This is a genomic window from Bacillus sp. 22475, from assembly GCF_052044835.1.
Taxonomy (GTDB): Bacteria; Bacillota; Bacilli; order Bacillales; family Bacillaceae_G; genus Bacillus_A; species Bacillus_A cereus.
In genome coordinates this window covers 20047-38006 of record NZ_JBQENW010000026.1, presented here as the reverse complement: position 1 = coordinate 38006, position 17960 = coordinate 20047, and the positions used below count along the sequence as shown (strand labels likewise).

The window sequence follows — 17960 nt, the reverse complement described above, 5'->3', positions numbered from 1 at the left end:
TCATTTTATAGTGCTGCGTTTACATCTAATCTTTCTTTTATCGAATAATTCGTTTTTAACCAATGCGCAATATTTTCAATATCCGTTGAGAATATACGGTCATTTTTAATAGATGGCACTTGCTGACGACCTTGATGGTAGAAGCTCTTCGTCACTGTACTCATGTTTTCAATACCACGATATTCTGCTGCTTGCATTGCACAAATCATCTCAATTGAAAGAACACGTCTTGCATTTTGAATGATCTGATGAGCATGGCGTGAAGCAATTGTTCCCATACTTACATGATCTTCTTGGTTAGCAGAAGACGGAATTGAATCTACACTCGCCGGATGTGCTAACGTTTTATTTTCAGAAACAAGTGACGCTGCAGCATACTGCATAATCATTGCACCTGACTGCAGTCCTGGTTCTGGACTTAAAAATGGTGGTAAATCATTTAATTGCGGATTTACTAAACGCTCAATACGGCGCTCCGAAATATTTGCAAGTTCCGCCATTCCTACTTTTAAGAAGTCCATCGCAAACGCAATCGGTTGACCGTGGAAATTACCACCTGAAATTACTTTTTCCCCGCCATCAAAGATTAGCGGATTATCTGTTGCGGCATTCATTTCAATTTCTAATTTTTCTTTCACATAATTCAAAACTTGCCAAGAAGCACCGTGTACTTGCGGGATACAACGAAGTGAATAGGCATCCTGTACACGTAGTTCTCCTTGTTTTGTTGTTAACTTACTATCATGAAGAATGTCACGAATTCTGCTTGCTACATCCACTTGCTCTTTATAACCACGTGCTTTATGAACATTTTCATCAAATGCATCAATAATGCCTTGTAACCCTTCAATTGTCATCGAAGCAATTAGTTCAGCTTGATACGCCGTTGCTTCTGCTTCTATATAAGAAAGAACTCCTTGCGCTGTCATCGCCTGCGTACCATTAATTAATGCAAGACCTTCTTTCGCTTCAAGTTCAATTGGCTCAAGCCCTTCTTCTGTAAGAGCAACCATTGCATGAACTCTTTTCCCTTTATAGAACACTTCACCTTCGCCTAATAATACGAGCGCAAGATGAGATAAAGGTGCCAAATCTCCACTCGCACCAAGTGAACCTTGTTGCGGAACGACTGGGTGGATTTTACGATTTACAAACTCAAGAAGCATATTTACAACGAGCGGCCTTACGCCTGATACTCCTTTAAGCATCGTGTTTGCTCGTAAAATTAACATTCCGCGCGATACTTCTTCAGGGAATGGATCACCAATCCCGCATGCATGTGACTGAATTAAATTATGTTGAAGTGCCTTTACATCATCTTTTTGGATAAGCACATCACTAAACTTTCCAAATCCAGTTGTAATACCGTAAACGACTTTTCCGTCTTCTACGATTTTCTCAACTACTTCGCGGCATTCTGCTACCTTTTGCATACTAGTTGGACAAGCTGTTACACCTTCTCCTTCAAGTAATAACCTCTTCATTTCTTCAACTGTCAATGTATGTCCTGTTAACGTAATCATCATTTTTCCTCCTTAAAAAGGCAAAAGGGGACCTTATCTTTTTAAGACAGACTTCTGTCCTAAAAAAGTAAGGCCCCCTTCTAACTAATAGACTATGGGCAAATCATATGTGATTAATTCCTAAACCAATCGCCTCATGCTCAGATCCTTTTACAGGTGCACCAATCGTTCCATATAATGCAACAGCAACCCATTCGCCTTCTTTTTTTCCGTCGTATGGTGTACCGCGCACAATCGCAAAACGAAGTCCTACTGTACGAAGAACGTCTGCTAACTGAATTTGACCTCTCGTCACTCCGTACAAAGCTTCCATAATTGCATGATAAAGTGCATGTGTTTCTCTGTAAACGTCTGTTTCAATAACTTGGTTGCTCTTAGCCGCTGTTTCCATTGCTGCGACAACCTTTTGCGAATTCATCGAACCCACTTTCCCCGTACAATACTTCCAACCTTTTGGAATGGATAATACAGGGCTTTCATTCTCATCCGCAAGTGCCAACAGCATGGCCATACGACCAATTCGATGTGTTCCTTGAAGAAGCATGTGACTCTCTCATTTCTTTTGAATTATTTGAATATTACTTAATTTAAGAATATATGAAAACGGTTAAATCGTCAATAGTTTAAACTCACATTCAAACAATTTTTTCATCCCCTCCATATTGTGTACACAAATTATTTACACAATTTTTCCAATCGTGCTATAGTCTCACTAACAGATGCAAAGGGGCGAGATTTCAATGACGAAGCGAAAAGATATTCATTTTCGAATTGAAGAAAAATTACTTGAAAGGTTTGAAGCTGCACTCCATTACGAAGGTTTAAAGAAAACCGACGTATTAACACATGCGATTCAGCAATTTTGCACGAAGGTGGAATGTGAAAAAATGAATGATGTAAAACGTCAATATAACGTTAGCAACCATTTACAAACACGCATAGACACACATGTACATTACGAAGAAAAACACGTAGATTTAGATACGATTGTCATTAAACATTTACAACTTCAAGGGGAAGAAAACATATTAGAGGTTGGATGTGCTAGTGGAAAATTCCTTTCCCTTTTACAAACAAATGGTCATAAAGGCCCATTAACCGGATTGGATCAATCCGAAGCTATGCTTGCTGAGGCTGCTAAGACAAATAACTTAATAGAATGGAAACGAGGGGATGCTAGTAAACTCCCTTTCGAAACAAATTATTATGACCTAATAATCGCAAGACATATGTTATATCACATGAAAGATGTTGAAAAAACAGTTCAAGGATTCCATAAAGTAATTCGTCCCGGCGGCTCACTTTTAGCTACAACAAATTCTAGCGTTACACTACCTCGTATAGTTGAAATGTGTAACCGCATGTTAGACGCATTTGATTTACCGAAAACAACATCATCAGTCACTCCATTTTGTTTAGAAAACGGTAAAGAGATATTACAATCTGTTTTTCCAACTGTTGAAGAAACAGTTATTCATAATGCTCTCGTTTTTCATCATGCTACTCCGATTGTAAACTATATTTCTAGCATGTTTCCGTCGCTAAATATACCTGATCATACATACCTTCACGCGGAAATGAAGGTATGGCTAAAAGAAGAAGTAGAAAATGAATTGTCACTTCATAACGGTATATGGCGTGACCCAAAAACGTTAGCCATTTATCGATGTCAAAAAGAAAAAAGCTAGCATTTGCTAGCTTTTACACGTTTTCTCGTAAAAGTTTCTCCATTACTACATTGCCTTTACCACCATAAAAATTGGTATTATGTTCGTCTGCCACTCCAAAATAAGAGGCAATTGCTATTCCGAATGGTACAAATGCATGCCCTTGTGCTGTAATGATATTTGAGTGTTGCACAACTTCTTTATACACGAAATTTTCTATTGGAAAACAATCGAACTTTTGATAATCTATAGTCGCGGTATAAGAAATCCCCTTAAATAAGCCCGCTTTTGCTAGCGCAAACGGTCCAGCGCAAATTGCCGCCACTAATTTTTCTTGTTCATGAAATTGACGAATAATTGAAAAAAGAGATTTTGCATCTTCCAACTGTACTTCTTCTCCACCTGGAATAAGTATCCCCTCATACTCATCTACACGTACTTCACTTACTTCTATATGCGGCTGCACTTGCAACCCAGTTTCACTTATAATCAATTCTTTTGTTAAGCCCGCTGTTATGATTTCATACTTCGTTTTCAGCAATGCCGTTGCTACTGTTATTTCAAACTCTGCAAATGTTGGGTATACAAATAAAAGTATTTTTTTCATAGCTCTCTCTCCTTTAACCAGTCCATAAAATATACCTCTAAATCGGCCACTGTTAATCTATTCGTGTCCACATAAGTTACTGGAAATTGTTTATACCAGTCTTTTTCAGTTTCTACTAATTTAAATTGCTCCTCAAACGTACTTCTGTTTCTTGTTCTATCATTATTTTTTCTATCATATACATTCTTCTTCGTAACATCTAAGTAAAAAATCGCATCCGAACGGCATTCTCTTAATTTATATAATTCATCTTTCAATTCAGTTTCTATATCCCACTCTTTCCCTATAATCATTGGATAAAAAAGTGTATAAAATTCAATATCTTCAGGTCCACGATCAAAAATAACGACTGAACCTTTCACATTTTGAAACTCCTTTATTTTTGCTTCGATAAACATTTTTTGATTTATGATAAACCCTTCTTTTGAATTCATATCCAAATTTAATTGCTTTCGCTTTTCTACAATTGGATAAGGATTTTCATATATAACCGAAAGCCCACATCTCTCTAACCTTTTAGCCAATGTTGTTTTTCCGCTAGCCATCGGCCCTTGCAGTGAAATTACGTATACCATACCTCTCATTCCCTTACACTTTAGTACACCTATAATATACAGAATTTTTAAAACTCTCAACATTATATATATCATCTTGTTTCTTATTCCTATCTAACTTATAATAAAAAATAGAGATTATGACGGACGCATCAATAATGTAAGCTTGGAAATCCAAGCTTACATTATTTTTTGCTTTCCCTTTTCGAATAAAAAGAGTATACTAGATTAGAACGTATGTTCTTAATGATTACATACAGTAAGGAGATAGAACAATGGTATACGACACAAAAGCAATTTCTTGGAATGAGTCTTTAAAACAACTTCAACGCCGCTATACAAACAAACAAGTTGACCGAAAAGAATTTGAGGATATTGAACTGATGGAATTCTTCCGCGATAACGACTACATTTCTTTACCTACACATATAAGCGGCCTATCAAAAACACGTTTTACTTCTTACTCTATTTTCACAACTGAAGATAAAGATCGTAAAGTTGGCACACTTATTATTGAGTATGTTGAAGACGATAATAATAATTTATGTGTTGAACAACTATACTTCGTTTAAACTATAACGCTTGGTCAAAATGACCAAGCGTTCTTGCTTTCTATGAATCTCACTGTATATAATATGAATAAAAGAAAACCGCTATCATTAAGGGGGGATATGCTTGCTCGAAGGATGGTTCAGTTGGTTCATTGTATTATGGACGATTATTTTATTAGGGCTTATGTCTATCGGTGGATACTTTATGTTCAGAAAATTTTTGAAACGATTACCGAAAGAAGACGGCATGTCCATTTTAGATTGGGAAGAACACTACATAAATAAAACGAGACATTTATGGGCTGACGAACAAAAACAATTGCTAGAAGAGCTTGTAAGTCCTGTTCCAGAACTATTTCGCGATGTTGCAAAATCAAAGATCGCTGGAAAAATCGGGGAACTTGCATTACAAGAAAATGCCTCTCAAATTACACAAGACTTAATTATTAAAGGATATATCATTGCCACACCAAAGCGTGATCATAAATTTTTAATTAAAAAACTACAAGAAAAAAAGATTGATTATTCTAACTATCAATCTTTACTCGCAAAGTAACTTCATATTATTTTCGATAAAAAAGACAGCGCCTTTGACGCTGTCTTTTTATTTGGTACATATACAGTTTTTAAGTTAGCTTCATATCTTTTTCATTATAAAAACCATCTTCTTTTTCCATTTCCTTCTGTAATTTCGTAAAGGAACGATACATTGCAATTCTCCATGACACAATCATCGCAAACGCAAGTAAGAAGAACATGCCACTAAGTTGTCCTAAATCAAGAGATTGGCTTAAGTATGTTTTAAATACAATCCGCACGACAAGTAATCCAATTAATATAAAAACAAAGGCTTTTGAACGCTTCAAATAAATCTCTTGTCCTCTAATTTCAAACTTAGATGTTTTAATAAGAAAAATAGAGAAAATCAAACCGACACCAATTGCTTCTAACATTTCTGCTGGAGTTAATCGAAATTCAGGAAAAACATACATCAATGCGCCCGTACTCATAAAAAATGGTGGAAGTATAATTTTTTTCAATGTTGCAGGTTTCTTAGCTGCTTTTAAACGAATAAACATCGCACCGACAGCCATACAAACAGCAACGATACTGGATAAAACAACTATGTTCATATTTTCTCATCCTTTTTTGTGGCTATATGCAAAATATACTTTCATTATATGCTTTTCCGTTAGTATTTCCAACATTTTCGCAGAATAATACTAAAAACCGGTAAAACCACCAAATAAACTTGAGAAATATACGATAATTTTCGTCATCCAGTTAAAGTATAAGAAGACACCCATAACAATCATAATGTATCCTCCGACTTTCATGAAGGCCATACTATTTCTTTTAATCCAAGACATTTTCGTAATAAAGAATGACAGTACGAAAAACGGGATTGCAAATCCAAGTATGTAAGCAATCATGTATATCATTGCTGATTCTGGATTTGTTGCTGCTAATCCAATTACGGACACTAGAATTGGTCCGGTACATGGCGTCCACCCTGCTGCAAAAGCTAATCCAATTAGTACTGATCCAAAATAGCCACTTGGACGATTTTTAAATGTAAATTTACGGTCTTGCATTAAAAATTTCGGCTTAAACACCCCGACAATAATTAAACCGAACACGATGATAAAGATACCACCTAACTGTCTGATTAAATCTTTATAGTCAGTAAAGATTCCTCCAATAAAACTTGTACCAAATCCAATTGCAATAAATATAATTGAAAATCCAAGTAAGAAAAACGCTGTATGTATCATACTTCTTTTGCGAAGCATTGCATTTTCTTCTTTCAATTCAGAAACCGACATACCTGTTATGTACGATAAAAATGCCGGATAAAGCGGTAAGCAACATGGGGAAATAAATGATAAGAACCCGGCGCCAAACGCTAAAAAAATACTAATATCTTGCATCATTCCACTCCTCTCCCTAAATATTGTAACAAAAACACATAAAAATACTATGAACAATTCGTGAAATCACTTTTACAACGTGGTAATAAGAAAAACCATACTTCCTCACAGTTTCTAATAAAACGTTTTCATTTCCTTCTATTATATAGAAAAAAATCAAATGCATTATGAAACTTCTTTAATTGTTATTAACATAACAAAGGTAACATAGTTTCTCAAATAATTAGCACGCTACTAGTACGTCTATATACATATTGGTTTAAAAAATATTTTTTTCAAATGCTGTCTCTATACAATGCAAAGTTGATTTTATAATACTTCTACTATTAATAATTTCAAGATTATGCATAAATATCATACTTTTATTATTATTCTATAAAATGTCATACTTTTCTTTCATTTGACCCTTTATTTCTAATTTTGTATACTTCCCTCTAGTTATATATTTTCGATACGGAACAACTTCATATAGATGGGAGGAATTTTTCATGCTTCGTTATTCTCTTTTAGTTTTATTAGGAGCGTGTAGTTATGGAATTTTAGCTATTTTTGTTAAGCTTGCATATGCAGAAGGATTTTCACTTGGAGAGGTAATTGGCAGCCAATATTTGTTCGGTTGGATTATTTTGCTTGCTATTACACTTCTATTTTCTAGACATCGCGTTCCTTTAAAGCAAGCATTACTTTTATTCGTTGCAGGAACATCTGCAAGTTTTACCGGAATTTTTTATTATGCTTCATTAAAAACTGTACCAGCTTCTATTGCAATTATTCTTTTATTCCAATTCGTTTGGGTCGGAATTATCATTGAAGCAGTCGCAACAAAAATATTACCTTCAAGAGAAAAAGTTATTTCTGTTATTTTCTTACTTGTAGGGACATTTTTATCAAGTGGTTTACTAGAACAATCAGCAGGTGCTTTCGATACGACTGGAATCATTTTAGGTTTATTATCTGCTGTTACATTCGCAACATACATTTTCGTGAGCGGAAAAGTTGCTGTTGAAGTACCTTCATTACCGCGCGGTGTTCTCTTAATGACTGGTGCTTTAACTTTAGTCATGATTGTATTTCCACCAACATTTATTTTTAATGGTGCGATTTCTCAAGGTCTTTGGAAATACGGTTTAGGATTAGGAACATTTAGTATCGTAATTCCATCTATTGCCTTTACAATCGGGATTCCAAAAATCGGTTCTGGCTTAGCGACTATTCTTGGTGCAGCGGAACTACCAGTTACAACAATTATGTCAGTATTCGTTTTAAAAGAGGCTGTACTATCTTCACAATGGTTCGGTGTATCACTTATATTAATTGGGATTGCAATCCCGCAAATTGCATACGCAATGCGTGGACGTTATCGCAAACATCATACGCATAAAAAAGTCGCAGCATAAAGTGAAACTTTAATTAGTTGAACCAATCGGGCTTTTATGGGATAAACGAGAGAGGATTTTCATTTGAGAATCCTCTCTTTTATTGTTGTATACTTATGGTAAATATTTTGCTGAAGAAAGAAGGCATACTACATGGTATCTATTTCAAATCAACTAAAAGAAAAACTTATTTCCATCCGTCGACATTTACATGAGTATCCAGAACTATCATATGAAGAGTTCGAAACAACAAAGGCAATAAAAAATTGGTTAGAAGAAAAAAACATTACTATCATTGATTCCAATTTAGAAACAGGAATTATCGCTGAAGTGTCTGGTAATAAAAACGGGCCAATTGTAGCAGTTCGTGCTGATATTGATGCCCTTCCTATTCAAGAAGAAACACATTTGTCCTATGCATCTAAAGTACGAGGGAAAATGCATGCTTGTGGACACGATTTTCATACAGCTGCTATTTTAGGTACTGCTTTCTTATTAAAAGAAAGAGAATCTTCCCTAAATGGAACGGTTCGCTTCATATTCCAACCAGCTGAAGAAAGTAGTAATGGCGCTTGCAAAGTTATTGATGCTGGACATTTACGTAATGTGCAAGCGATTTTCGGCATGCATAATAAACCTGATTTACCAGTAGGTACAATTGGCATTAAAGATGGTCCACTGATGGCCGGAGTTGATCGATTTGAAATTGAAATTCACGGAGTTGGTACACACGCGGCTGTACCAGATGCTGGTGTAGATCCTATTGTCGCATCCTCTCAAATTGTGATGGCACTGCAAACAATTGTAAGCCGAAATATAAGTTCATCTCATAATGCGGTTGTTAGTGTTACAAATATTCATGCAGGAAATACGTGGAACGTGATTCCTGAAAAAGCTACGTTAGAAGGAACTATTCGCACGTTCCAAGCTGAAACACGTGAAAAGATCCCAGCACTCATGGAGCGTATTATTAAAGGTGTATCTGATGCATTAGGTGTAAAAACGGAATTCCGTTTTTTTTCAGGTCCTCCTGCTGTTCACAACGATAAAGCTCTTACAGACTTATCTACTCAAGTTGCCACAAAGATGAATCTTAATATCATCTTACCTAGTCCGTCAATGGCTGGAGAAGATTTTTCATTTTACCAACAGGAAATACCAGGTTCATTCGTCTTTATGGGAACGAGCGGTACACATGAATGGCATCATCCTGCTTTTACAATTAATGAAGAGGCACTGCCTATAAGTGCAGAATACTTTGCTTTACTAGCCGAAAGAGCACTTAAACAATTCTCATAAAACAAGCCGTTCAAAGTGCACCTCAGCACCCTGAACGGCTTTTCTAATTAAGTTAAATCACGTTTTAAAAACACAGTATATGAAATACATAAAAATACGAACAAATAAAGTAGTAACATACATGATGCAAACGGGAATGTTACTCCATCAATAAAACTTCCATTCTTTGAAATACTATATAAATCTGTGTTTGCTGGCAATAAATATTTCGCCCAGTTATATCTAGTGGCTGCTAATAACGCAATATTGCCTGATAAAGCAAGGAATAGTGAAATACCAATTGCACCTCCACTAGATCTCGTTAACACAGAAATCATAAATGCAAACGATGCATACACAACCGTTGGTAACCACGATAAAACATAATATTTACTTGCTTCTACAAAAATATTTTGTTTTATTATATTTCCATCTTGGAAAATAAACTCACTCCATGCAGGCTGTTGGAATTTATAAATAACAAGTCCACATAAAGCGGAGAAAATCATATTAAATATAAATAATAAAGCTGCAAATATAACAATTGCTAAAAACTTTGCTGTTAAAATTTTAAATCGACTCGCCGGACGGATTGTTAAAAATTTATATGTTCCCCAGCTATATTCATTCGCAAAAATTGTACTTGCATACACGAGGATAAATGGAAGCAAAATTGGAAATACGATAAAACCTGTATCTCTCATGAAAGAAAGTGGAGAACTGCTTGCCGGTGCTGTATCCGTATCTAAATGCTTCATCTTAAGCTGGTATTCTTTTACAAGCTCATCCCCTGATTTTTCTGCTAAAATAGCTTCTTTTTTCATACCAAGCTTTTTCTCAATTTCTACAGTACGTTCTGTATAATCTACTTTCCATCCTTTTGTTTCCGGTTCAAAATACTTTACCGTAACCCATCCTAATCCGATTATTAATACTGCAATAACTGCAAATGGAATAATCGTTCGCTTCCGCTTAAATATTTTATACAGTTCGTTATATACTAAATTAAACAATATCTTTTCCCCCTGTTAATTCTAAAAATTGCTCTTCTAACGTTTTTCTTTCTTCATATACACGATACACTTGAATATTTTTCTCAAGCAATGTACGAATAACATTTGGGATTTCTTCATCTTTTACGTTAATAATTAATTCATTATCCTTTACTAAAACATCATGCCCTAACATTTCCGCTGCTTTATTCGCATCATCTACACGTATACGGATCGTCTCCATCTCTTCACTTTGACTATGCTGAATATTTTGCGTAGTCACATATTCCCCGTGCTGAATAATGATAACTCTGTCACACATTAATTCAACTTCTGAAAGTAAGTGACTCGATACAAGTACAGCTTTTCCTTGTTCGTGTGCAATTTTTTTTATGTACATTCTCATTTCATGTATTCCACTAGGATCTAATCCATTCGTCGGTTCATCTAGTACCAACACATCCGGATCGTGAATAAGCGCCTGAGCGATTCCTAAACGTTGTCTCATGCCGAGTGAATATGCTTTTACTTTACGATTAATTACTTGTCCCATTCCTAACAATTTCACTACTTCATCGATACGCTCTTCGGTCACATTACCATTCATTCGTCCGAAATATGTTAAATTTTCATACCCGCTCAAAAAAGGATAAAATTCGGGTGTCTCAATTACCGCCCCAATTTTCGCAGCGGTTTTTTCAAATTGCTGTTTCACAGATTGACCATCAATCCATACTTCACCTTCTGTCATACGGATCATACCAACCATCATTCTCATTAAAGTCGTTTTTCCAGCACCGTTTGGTCCGAGTAAACCGACAACCTCGCCTTTTTTCACTTCAAAACTAATATTTTGTACAAGTGTCTTTGAGCCGATTCGCTTCGTTAACCGATCGACTTTTACAATTGATTGTTCATTTGTCATTCTATACAACCTTTCCTTCCCATTCTTTGTCAGGTCTTTTCACTGTAACATGATTATTTTTATGTGTAAAATAGAAAAAAGCATGATTTCTCATGCCCTTTCTTTTAATCGCAACGAATTTTCATCTTTTAAACTTCGAACAAATCGATAACATTGCATCATCGTTATTAAAACGACAGTCATCATAATTATACTAATAATTACAACTGCATATATTGTAATTGGCGCACTATTTACTCCTTGTATCCCTGCGATTTTCATAAAGATAACCGTGAATAATTTCAAAAATAGCATCCCATTAATTAATCCGAAAACAAATGCTGCTCCATAAATGAATAATTGCTCCTGACATAATAAACATAGTACTTCTTTTCTTTTTATATTTTCTGCTACATAAGATGTAAACTCCTCCCTCCTCACTAGCAAAAGGGAGTACATCATTTTATATGTAGTAAAAATACATATGAAAATTAGTACAATAAACAGTGTGTAAAAATACATTCGAAATACAAATGTATCCCCTACTTTCCAAATGGCTCCTTCATTAAATTGTAACGATATCATAAAAAACAAAATCATAGTACTCATAGCAATCCACATAAATTGCTTCATCCTTTTGGTAGCAAATGTTCTAATATTTTTTCTCGCTAACCGACATAAAGACATAAAATTCTTCCCCTACCTTATTACATACGCATTCTATACTACTAGTGTATAAAAATGTGACATTTTAAACATCGCACTACAATCGGAATTTCTTCTAAGTCTTTAGTCCTAGAAAACGAAATGATAAAAAAATCACATCTAAAATATAATTGTAAAAAGGAGGAGATTGCATGCGTATAAAATTACTATCAATCTTGTCTTTATTATTACTCACAAGTTGTAGCCAACTAAAAAACAATGAAGTTGCCATTGTTGAGCCATACAAATTAACAAAAGAGCAAGCTTCTATTTTACAAATGACTCCTTTTCAAGAAGGAAATAGCATGTTTTATAACGTTACGCTTAAAAATGATAAAGATGAAATAAATGCTACAATTGATTATTATAACAATGGTAAAAAAACAAAAGAAATCGCTTACATTTCTACCTCACATTTTCTAGAAAAGAAAATAAAACTCTCTTTCATATCGCCATACCCCCACTTTAATGAAGATGTACAAGAAAAAGGGGAATGGTATATTAATATTAATGGTGGTTCAACACTTGTTCCTGAAGAAGCGCCACCAAGCGTAAATAGCTCTGCAATTACTACAATCCAATCTATAAAAAATTTAAAATACAATCAAAAAACAATTTTAGCTGCTGTAATCCAAACCAGTAAAGAAACTGTAAGCGTTCCTATCATTGATGAAGAAACAGGTATTGATCTACTCTTAAAAGAAAATGAACACGTTTATCTATTTAGTATCGAGCTAAAAAAAGAACAATAAAGCGGAAATGCAACTTAAGTTGCATTTCTGCTTTATTGTTTAATAAGGTGTACTTTTATGGATTTGAATTAAATCCATATTCTGTTACTACTATTATTCATCTTCTACTTCTATTCTTTTCTTCTCTCTTGCAATTTTTAAAAACTCTAGCAGCTCTGGATTACTATTCATTTTTTTGTAAGCCACTGACATTTCTGCAACAAAATTAGAATCATATAACTCTTTATATACAACTTCTGTTTTATATAACTTATTTGCCGACACGGGTATTACTGTAATTCCAATCCCTGCTGCTACAAGCCCCATAACTGTTTGATACTCTGTTGCTTCTTGTACAATACGCGGACTAAATCCAACTTCTCTGCAAAGAGATAAAATTGTATCATACAAAGCTGGCCATACTGGTCTCGTAATAAATACAAACGGCTCATCTCGTAAATCTTCTATATGTATTTCATCTTTCTCTGCAAGTGGATGTGCCTTTGGTAAACATAAGGTGCATGATAACCTTTGAATTGGCTCTAATTCTAATAATTGCGTTGGAATTGGTGGACGTAAAAAGCCAATATCGATACGGTTATCATGAAGTGCATGAACTTGATCTGGTGTTGACAATTCATGTAATGCAACAGACACTCTCGGAAATTTTTTTCTATATTCCCTAACAATTGATGGTAAAATATCATATATCGCCGCACCTACAAAACCAATTGAAAGTGATCCTACTTCTCCCCTTTGCGCACTTTGTGCAACTTCTACTGCTTTTTCAATTTGTTCAAACGCCTTTTTTACTTCTTTTAAAAACATTTCTCCTGCTTCTGTTAGTTCAACCTTTCTTTTCGTTCTTGAAAATAATGTAACTCCCATTTCTTTTTCTAATTGCTGTATTTGTTGACTAAGTGGTGGTTGTGTCATTTGTAAACGAGCAGCCGCCCGTCCAAAGTGTAACTCTTCTGCCACAACAACAAAATATTGCAAATGCCGTAATTCCATTTTTGGACACCCTTTTCACTTTCGATTAATATGTCTTATATATTAATAACATATAATTTATATATTAGACAAATATTTTGAATGAACGTATAGTAGAAATTGTTAATTCTTTTTTACAATTTTTATGTAAAAAAAGAAAGAGGTGGTTACTGTATGAAATGGTGGAAGTTAAGCGGACAAATTTTATTACTATTTTGTTTCGCTTGGACAGGTGAATGGATTGCAAAACAGGCACACCTCCCAGTTCCAGGAAGTATAATCGGTATTTTTTTATTATTAATTTCATTAAAATTTAACCTAGTTAAAAAAGAATGGATACAGGACGGAGCAGATTTTTTATTAAAAGAACTTATTTTATTTTTCATCCCTTCTGCAGTCGCTGTCATACGTTACAGAGATACACTAACACAATATGGAATCGATCTCATTTTAATTATTATGATTAGCACTCTTTGCGTTACCTTAGTTACAGGACTTTTAACAGAATTGCTACTAAAGCGGAAAGGATCAACGCAATGATCGGATTTTTTTGTTTACTATTAACACTATTCACATATTGGCTATCAAAAAAAATGTATCAACGCTGGAATTGGAGCCTACTTTCTCCTCTTCTCGTCTGTCCCATTATTTTAATTGCTTTATTGCTCGGATTAGATACACCTTATGAAACATATGAATCTGGTGGTCACTGGTTAACTGAATTATTAAAACCCGCAACAGTTGCTTTTGCATGGCCAATCTATAAATACTTTGATTTATTAAAGAAACATGGAATGGCTATCTTACTTAATGTCATTGTCGGTTCGTTTTTATCAGTCATTACTTCAGCACTACTAGCAAATTATTTTCAAATTGATTCATCACTAGAACATAGTTTAGCGCCACATATCGTAACAACACCAATCGCAATGGCTATTTCAGAAATGATTGGTGGTATGTCACAATTAACTGCTGTATTTGTCGTTTTAACTGCCTTAACAGGAGCATTGCTCGGCCCTTCTCTCATACGTATTTGCCGTATTAAAACAGCAATTGCAAAAGGTATTATGTTAGGAACGAGCGCAAATGGAACCGGTACATCAAAAGCATTCGAAATCGGTCCTGTGGAAGGAACAATTGCAAGTTTATCCATGCTTTTAACAGCAGGCGCTAGTTTAGTTATCGTTCCGCTTTTCTTGTCTTGGATACATTAAAGAAGCAAGTATTTACATGCTTGCTTCTTTATTTATATATTGGCACAGCAATTCATAATCCTCTGGAAAAGCTAAACACAATTGTTCAACTTCATATATCCCTTTCCAAGCAATTTCATGTATTAACTCATCAGGATCTTGGATTTTCATATTACCGCCTATTTGTTTAACAAAATAATAATGGACATACACTGGAACACCGTATGTAATACCCTCTTTTTCATATATTTTATTTACAACTTCCACATTGTAACCTGTTTCTTCCCAAACTTCCCTGATACAACATTCTTCTAGTGTCTCTCCCTTTTCAAGTCCTCCACTTGGGACAGACCACCTTTTTTCTTCTCCCTCTTTGCCCTGCAATACCATTAAAACTTCATTTTTTTCATTTACACATACCGCTGCACTACCTATCCATCTCTCCATAAACATCCCTCCCCTACTAAAATTCGCCTTCTTTATTATTTTCCCCTTGAAAAAAAGAGGAAAATAATAAAACAATGACGAAAAGTTACATCAACTTCATAGACAATCCCTTCTTAGAAATTAAAACTGGAAGGATGAAAATATGATTTCTAATTATGTTGTGGAATGTGTCTTTTGTGAAGAAAATCGAAAACCTCGCCAAGCTATTGTCACAGTTCCCGCCACTACTCAACTACTAGCCCTTGAAAAAGTGCGCGCGGAATGCAAACGTCGCTTCGGAAAAACTGTATTATTGCAAACAGAAATTAAAGAAGAAATAATTTTCGAACAAAAAGAAAGCTGACCATAAATTGGTCAGCTTTCATATCCGATCATATTTTCACATGAAGATTAGGGGCATCCTCTTTAAGGATCGGGATTTTCCCATTATGTACGTTCCATAATGGTCATCGAACAATATATTTCTATGCAATTAACTATTGAATAGAATAGGGCAAAACTTGTTCGCATTTTTAGAAAAGGGATAGGGATATAATTCAAGTAGTACTTCGAATACTCGAACTTTACACTCATAATATTAAAACAAATCCTTTTATATGGGAAATATGAATTACCTATATAATTCATTCGTAAAATATATTAATAGTTTGCTATATTAATTTTATCCCGCTATTTGTAAGCAGTAACCCCCTACTGATTATAATTTCACTTTATTCCATCAATAGCATACATCCAGCTAAAACCGGTGTCATAATCATCGAAAACCTCAAAAGCGTTCGCGGTGCATAATTTGTAAACTTCGCACCAATGTATGCCCCTAACATGGTCCCAATCAATACTTGCAATAACAATATATAATCTAAATATCCTTCCGAACTATATCCTATCCCGCCTCCAATTGCAATCGGTAATATAACAAGCATTGTTGTCCCTACAGATTGCTGAATCGTAAGTCCCAATAGAACCATTAATCCAAGTTGAATAAACGGTGCAGAACCAATCCCAAATGAACCAGCCATCATTCCAGTAACTAATCCAAGGCATACACATTTCAACAAGTAGTTCACGGAAAACTCTTTATGTTTATATAAAGACGACTTTTCTTTGTTTTGGAACATAATTAATTTAATAAACATAAAAATTGCCGATAAAAATAACATCCCAGCTGTAAACCAATGAAGAAGGTGTGCTGGTATAAGTGAACCAAATTTAGAACCAATATAAGAGCCAATTGCGCCAAATCCCCCAACAATCCCGCCTATAATAAGTGCAACATTGCCTTCACGGTAATGACTTACAACACCTGATAATGTCGTAAATGCCATTGCAGTTAAAGATGTTGCAAGAGCAACATGAATAGGAATTTGGAATACTAAAGTGAGTATCGCGATAATAAACCCAGCTCCTCCAGCTCCAACAAATCCTAATAAAATACCCATTACTAACATTGTTATAATAATTGCCACAGACTTTCCCTCCAGTAACACAATTATCCATCATATTTATCCTTACATACAAATAAAAAGCATCCTAGATGGATGCTTTTTATTTCAATGATATGTACTTAATCTTGATTAATCAAAATAACTGCTGGACCAGCGACCACCACTCCAGCTACTTCTATCTTTTCAAATTCCTTTACTGTAATAGAGATAACTCCTTCTCTTTCCATCAATTCTTTACTCAGGACATCAGTCGGGATTGCTTTCACCGTCTTACCTCCTTTTCATTTATACAATATGATAAAGTGAAACTTTAATGAGTGGGGTTTTTGTCCGTATTTATTAATTATTACCCCTCACCAATCGGACTAATAATCACCCAATGCATCTATATATATGCATCACCTCCGTTTTCATTCCTTATTCCACTCAAAAACCTTCTCCCCCTTCCGTGACATATTGAAAAATAAAAAAGAAGCTATAACATATAGCTTCTCTCTACGTTTCTTTAATCTTTATGCACCGTATATTCCATGACTTTTCCATCTCTATCAAATTGGAAAACAAGCTGTTCGCTATCTATTGGAATAAAGCCACGTTCAGTCCCAAGATAATACAAAGTGGTAACTCCTTCTTCCCCACTTCTCGTTTCCGTTGGAGCTCCTAACAATTGTATAATTTCTTCATTTGATTTCCCTATTAATTTATATTTTTGTAATAGATCATCTATCATATATACCCGCTTATCTGCATGATTTAACCATCTATTTTGATTAAACTTTGATGTATATTCATTTACACTTAGTTGTACAGTACACACTATTAATGGTATGAGTGCTACTATTAAAACCCCCAACATTTGCTTCTTTTCTTCATTACGATTTTTAGAAACATATAAAATAGCCCTTTGAATCATGACTAATAAAACAAATGGTATGAATACTACAAAAATGCTCCTTACACTTAAGGGTATATGGACCATATCAATGACGAATATAAATAGAATGTACATTACTATATACAAACAAAAATAGACATACAAAATGCCACGTAGCATAGCGTTCAG

24 protein-coding genes are annotated in these 17960 nt (G+C 34.7%); 9 read left to right on the top strand and 15 right to left on the bottom strand.

The window, feature by feature from the left end; all coding sequences use genetic code 11:
- Window positions 1-5: 5 nt before the first annotated feature.
- On the bottom strand, window positions 6-1523 hold the full coding sequence (hutH, locus tag ACTJJY_RS25940) for a histidine ammonia-lyase (RefSeq protein ID WP_100910069.1): 1518 nt from the start codon (window positions 1521-1523) through the stop codon (window positions 6-8).
- A gap of 103 nt (window positions 1524-1626) precedes the next feature.
- A complete protein-coding gene (gene hutP, locus ACTJJY_RS25935; protein ID WP_000926516.1) occupies window positions 1627-2067 on the bottom strand; it encodes a hut operon transcriptional regulator HutP in 441 nt (146 codons plus the stop codon).
- A 196-nt stretch (window positions 2068-2263) separates the two neighbouring features.
- Here hutP and ACTJJY_RS25930 point away from each other — a divergent pair, with 196 nt between their 5' ends.
- Complete coding sequence (locus tag ACTJJY_RS25930; protein WP_440606946.1) at window positions 2264-3211, top strand: class I SAM-dependent methyltransferase; 948 nt, start codon at window positions 2264-2266, stop codon at window positions 3209-3211.
- A gap of 13 nt (window positions 3212-3224) precedes the next feature.
- Here ACTJJY_RS25930 and ACTJJY_RS25925 read toward each other — a convergent pair whose 3' ends face one another.
- Together ACTJJY_RS25925 and ACTJJY_RS25920 are read right to left on the bottom strand one after the other, a co-directional pair.
- The gene (locus ACTJJY_RS25925; protein WP_440606945.1) at window positions 3225-3797 is read right to left on the bottom strand and encodes a DJ-1/PfpI family protein; all 573 of its coding nucleotides are present in this window, start codon (window positions 3795-3797) and stop codon (window positions 3225-3227) included.
- Window positions 3794-4372 (bottom strand): AAA family ATPase, encoded by a 579-nt coding sequence (locus ACTJJY_RS25920; protein WP_440606944.1) that lies wholly within the window; start codon window positions 4370-4372, stop codon window positions 3794-3796. Before ACTJJY_RS25920 ends, ACTJJY_RS25925 begins: the two co-directional genes overlap by 4 nt.
- Before the next feature lie 254 nt (window positions 4373-4626).
- Here ACTJJY_RS25920 and ACTJJY_RS25915 point away from each other — a divergent pair, with 254 nt between their 5' ends.
- Window positions 4627-4923 (top strand): hypothetical protein, encoded by a 297-nt coding sequence (locus ACTJJY_RS25915; RefSeq protein ID WP_000262400.1) that lies wholly within the window; start codon window positions 4627-4629, stop codon window positions 4921-4923.
- Window positions 4924-5026: 103 nt separating this feature from the next.
- Window positions 5027-5458: a DUF2621 domain-containing protein gene (locus tag ACTJJY_RS25910; RefSeq protein ID WP_213747024.1), complete on the top strand. Its 432-nt coding sequence runs from the start codon at window positions 5027-5029 to the stop codon at window positions 5456-5458.
- Window positions 5459-5528: 70 nt separating this feature from the next.
- Here ACTJJY_RS25910 and ACTJJY_RS25905 read toward each other — a convergent pair whose 3' ends face one another.
- The 3 genes from ACTJJY_RS25905 to ACTJJY_RS25895 form a co-directional block, all read right to left on the bottom strand.
- Complete coding sequence (locus tag ACTJJY_RS25905) at window positions 5529-6035, bottom strand: CcdC family protein (protein ID WP_001028640.1); 507 nt, start codon at window positions 6033-6035, stop codon at window positions 5529-5531.
- A gap of 90 nt (window positions 6036-6125) precedes the next feature.
- Complete coding sequence (ccdA, locus tag ACTJJY_RS25900) at window positions 6126-6833, bottom strand: cytochrome c-type biogenesis protein CcdA (RefSeq protein WP_001152676.1); 708 nt, start codon at window positions 6831-6833, stop codon at window positions 6126-6128.
- 16 nt (window positions 6834-6849) lie between these two features.
- The gene (locus tag ACTJJY_RS25895) at window positions 6850-6999 is read right to left on the bottom strand and encodes a peptidase T (RefSeq protein ID WP_071731654.1); all 150 of its coding nucleotides are present in this window, start codon (window positions 6997-6999) and stop codon (window positions 6850-6852) included.
- 322 nt (window positions 7000-7321) lie between these two features.
- Between ACTJJY_RS25895 and ACTJJY_RS25890 the strand changes: the two genes are divergently transcribed.
- Together ACTJJY_RS25890 and ACTJJY_RS25885 are read left to right on the top strand one after the other, a co-directional pair.
- Window positions 7322-8230 (top strand): EamA family transporter, encoded by a 909-nt coding sequence (locus ACTJJY_RS25890; protein WP_440606943.1) that lies wholly within the window; start codon window positions 7322-7324, stop codon window positions 8228-8230.
- Between the two features lie 132 nt (window positions 8231-8362).
- Window positions 8363-9508, top strand: a complete 1146-nt coding sequence (locus ACTJJY_RS25885) for a M20 peptidase aminoacylase family protein (protein WP_440606942.1) — start codon at window positions 8363-8365, stop codon at window positions 9506-9508.
- A gap of 47 nt (window positions 9509-9555) precedes the next feature.
- Here the strand turns inward: ACTJJY_RS25885 and ACTJJY_RS25880 are convergent, their stop codons facing one another.
- The 3 genes from ACTJJY_RS25880 to ACTJJY_RS25870 all read right to left on the bottom strand — a co-directional run bounded on the left by ACTJJY_RS25880 (window position 9556) and on the right by ACTJJY_RS25870 (window position 12070).
- Window positions 9556-10500 carry an ABC transporter permease gene (locus tag ACTJJY_RS25880; protein ID WP_000482759.1) on the bottom strand — a complete coding sequence of 315 codons (945 nt, stop codon included), beginning with the start codon at window positions 10498-10500 and terminating at the stop codon, window positions 9556-9558.
- Window positions 10493-11404, bottom strand: a complete 912-nt coding sequence (locus ACTJJY_RS25875; RefSeq protein WP_440606941.1) for an ATP-binding cassette domain-containing protein — start codon at window positions 11402-11404, stop codon at window positions 10493-10495. The genes ACTJJY_RS25880 and ACTJJY_RS25875 overlap by 8 nt, the downstream gene beginning before the upstream one ends.
- A gap of 90 nt (window positions 11405-11494) precedes the next feature.
- On the bottom strand, window positions 11495-12070 hold the full coding sequence (locus ACTJJY_RS25870) for an ABC transporter permease (RefSeq protein WP_440606940.1): 576 nt from the start codon (window positions 12068-12070) through the stop codon (window positions 11495-11497).
- 170 nt (window positions 12071-12240) lie between these two features.
- On the opposite strand from ACTJJY_RS25870, the gene ACTJJY_RS25865 reads away from it, so the two are divergent.
- On the top strand, window positions 12241-12840 hold the full coding sequence (locus ACTJJY_RS25865; RefSeq protein WP_440606939.1) for a histidine kinase: 600 nt from the start codon (window positions 12241-12243) through the stop codon (window positions 12838-12840).
- Between the two features lie 93 nt (window positions 12841-12933).
- On the opposite strand, the gene alsR is transcribed toward ACTJJY_RS25865, so the two are convergent.
- Window positions 12934-13833: an acetoin biosynthesis transcriptional regulator AlsR gene (gene alsR / locus ACTJJY_RS25860; RefSeq protein ID WP_000423234.1), complete on the bottom strand. Its 900-nt coding sequence runs from the start codon at window positions 13831-13833 to the stop codon at window positions 12934-12936.
- Between the two features lie 153 nt (window positions 13834-13986).
- Between alsR and ACTJJY_RS25855 the strand changes: the two genes are divergently transcribed.
- Both ACTJJY_RS25855 and ACTJJY_RS25850 read left to right on the top strand, forming a co-directional pair.
- Window positions 13987-14352, top strand: coding sequence for a CidA/LrgA family holin-like protein (locus tag ACTJJY_RS25855; protein ID WP_000872365.1), 366 nt, complete (start codon window positions 13987-13989; stop codon window positions 14350-14352).
- Window positions 14349-15026, top strand: a complete 678-nt coding sequence (locus ACTJJY_RS25850; protein ID WP_098286403.1) for an LrgB family protein — start codon at window positions 14349-14351, stop codon at window positions 15024-15026. Before ACTJJY_RS25855 ends, ACTJJY_RS25850 begins: the two co-directional genes overlap by 4 nt.
- A gap of 12 nt (window positions 15027-15038) precedes the next feature.
- Here the strand turns inward: ACTJJY_RS25850 and ACTJJY_RS25845 are convergent, their stop codons facing one another.
- On the bottom strand, window positions 15039-15452 hold the full coding sequence (locus ACTJJY_RS25845) for an NUDIX hydrolase (protein ID WP_440606938.1): 414 nt from the start codon (window positions 15450-15452) through the stop codon (window positions 15039-15041).
- Window positions 15453-15594: 142 nt separating this feature from the next.
- Between ACTJJY_RS25845 and ACTJJY_RS25840 the strand changes: the two genes are divergently transcribed.
- Entirely contained in the window at window positions 15595-15795 is a 201-nt protein-coding gene (locus ACTJJY_RS25840) for a DUF3903 domain-containing protein (protein WP_000625226.1), read from the top strand.
- Between the two features lie 367 nt (window positions 15796-16162).
- Here the strand turns inward: ACTJJY_RS25840 and ACTJJY_RS25835 are convergent, their stop codons facing one another.
- The 3 genes from ACTJJY_RS25835 to ACTJJY_RS25825 all read right to left on the bottom strand — a co-directional run bounded on the left by ACTJJY_RS25835 (window position 16163) and on the right by ACTJJY_RS25825 (window position 17951).
- On the bottom strand, window positions 16163-16918 hold the full coding sequence (locus ACTJJY_RS25835; RefSeq protein ID WP_000974667.1) for a sulfite exporter TauE/SafE family protein: 756 nt from the start codon (window positions 16916-16918) through the stop codon (window positions 16163-16165).
- A 98-nt stretch (window positions 16919-17016) separates the two neighbouring features.
- Window positions 17017-17163, bottom strand: coding sequence for a BC1881 family protein (locus ACTJJY_RS25830; protein ID WP_000644411.1), 147 nt, complete (start codon window positions 17161-17163; stop codon window positions 17017-17019).
- A gap of 239 nt (window positions 17164-17402) precedes the next feature.
- Window positions 17403-17951 carry a hypothetical protein gene (locus ACTJJY_RS25825; protein WP_440606937.1) on the bottom strand — a complete coding sequence of 183 codons (549 nt, stop codon included), beginning with the start codon at window positions 17949-17951 and terminating at the stop codon, window positions 17403-17405.
- Between the last annotated feature and the right edge of the window lie 9 nt (window positions 17952-17960).

Coding starts and splice junctions, on each gene's coding strand:
- alsR (WP_000423234.1), bottom strand. CDS start 13,833: ATGGAATTACGGCATTTGCAATATTTTGTTGTTGTGGCAGAAGAGTTA.
- ccdA (WP_001152676.1), bottom strand. CDS start 6,833: ATGCAAGATATTAGTATTTTTTTAGCGTTTGGCGCCGGGTTCTTATCA.
- ACTJJY_RS25905 (WP_001028640.1), bottom strand. CDS start 6,035: ATGAACATAGTTGTTTTATCCAGTATCGTTGCTGTTTGTATGGCTGTC.
- ACTJJY_RS25890 (WP_440606943.1), top strand. CDS start 7,322: ATGCTTCGTTATTCTCTTTTAGTTTTATTAGGAGCGTGTAGTTATGGA.
- ACTJJY_RS25865 (WP_440606939.1), top strand. CDS start 12,241: ATGCGTATAAAATTACTATCAATCTTGTCTTTATTATTACTCACAAGT.
- ACTJJY_RS25825 (WP_440606937.1), bottom strand. CDS start 17,951: ATGCTACGTGGCATTTTGTATGTCTATTTTTGTTTGTATATAGTAATG.
- ACTJJY_RS25840 (WP_000625226.1), top strand. CDS start 15,595: ATGATTTCTAATTATGTTGTGGAATGTGTCTTTTGTGAAGAAAATCGA.
- ACTJJY_RS25870 (WP_440606940.1), bottom strand. CDS start 12,070: ATGTCTTTATGTCGGTTAGCGAGAAAAAATATTAGAACATTTGCTACC.
- ACTJJY_RS25895 (WP_071731654.1), bottom strand. CDS start 6,999: ATGCATTTGATTTTTTTCTATATAATAGAAGGAAATGAAAACGTTTTA.
- hutP (WP_000926516.1), bottom strand. CDS start 2,067: ATGCTTCTTCAAGGAACACATCGAATTGGTCGTATGGCCATGCTGTTG.
- ACTJJY_RS25930 (WP_440606946.1), top strand. CDS start 2,264: ATGACGAAGCGAAAAGATATTCATTTTCGAATTGAAGAAAAATTACTT.
- ACTJJY_RS25845 (WP_440606938.1), bottom strand. CDS start 15,452: ATGGAGAGATGGATAGGTAGTGCAGCGGTATGTGTAAATGAAAAAAAT.
- ACTJJY_RS25920 (WP_440606944.1), bottom strand. CDS start 4,372: ATGGTATACGTAATTTCACTGCAAGGGCCGATGGCTAGCGGAAAAACA.
- hutH (WP_100910069.1), bottom strand. CDS start 1,523: ATGATTACGTTAACAGGACATACATTGACAGTTGAAGAAATGAAGAGG.
- ACTJJY_RS25875 (WP_440606941.1), bottom strand. CDS start 11,404: ATGACAAATGAACAATCAATTGTAAAAGTCGATCGGTTAACGAAGCGA.
- ACTJJY_RS25915 (WP_000262400.1), top strand. CDS start 4,627: ATGGTATACGACACAAAAGCAATTTCTTGGAATGAGTCTTTAAAACAA.
- ACTJJY_RS25885 (WP_440606942.1), top strand. CDS start 8,363: ATGGTATCTATTTCAAATCAACTAAAAGAAAAACTTATTTCCATCCGT.
- ACTJJY_RS25850 (WP_098286403.1), top strand. CDS start 14,349: ATGATCGGATTTTTTTGTTTACTATTAACACTATTCACATATTGGCTA.
- ACTJJY_RS25925 (WP_440606945.1), bottom strand. CDS start 3,797: ATGAAAAAAATACTTTTATTTGTATACCCAACATTTGCAGAGTTTGAA.
- ACTJJY_RS25855 (WP_000872365.1), top strand. CDS start 13,987: ATGAAATGGTGGAAGTTAAGCGGACAAATTTTATTACTATTTTGTTTC.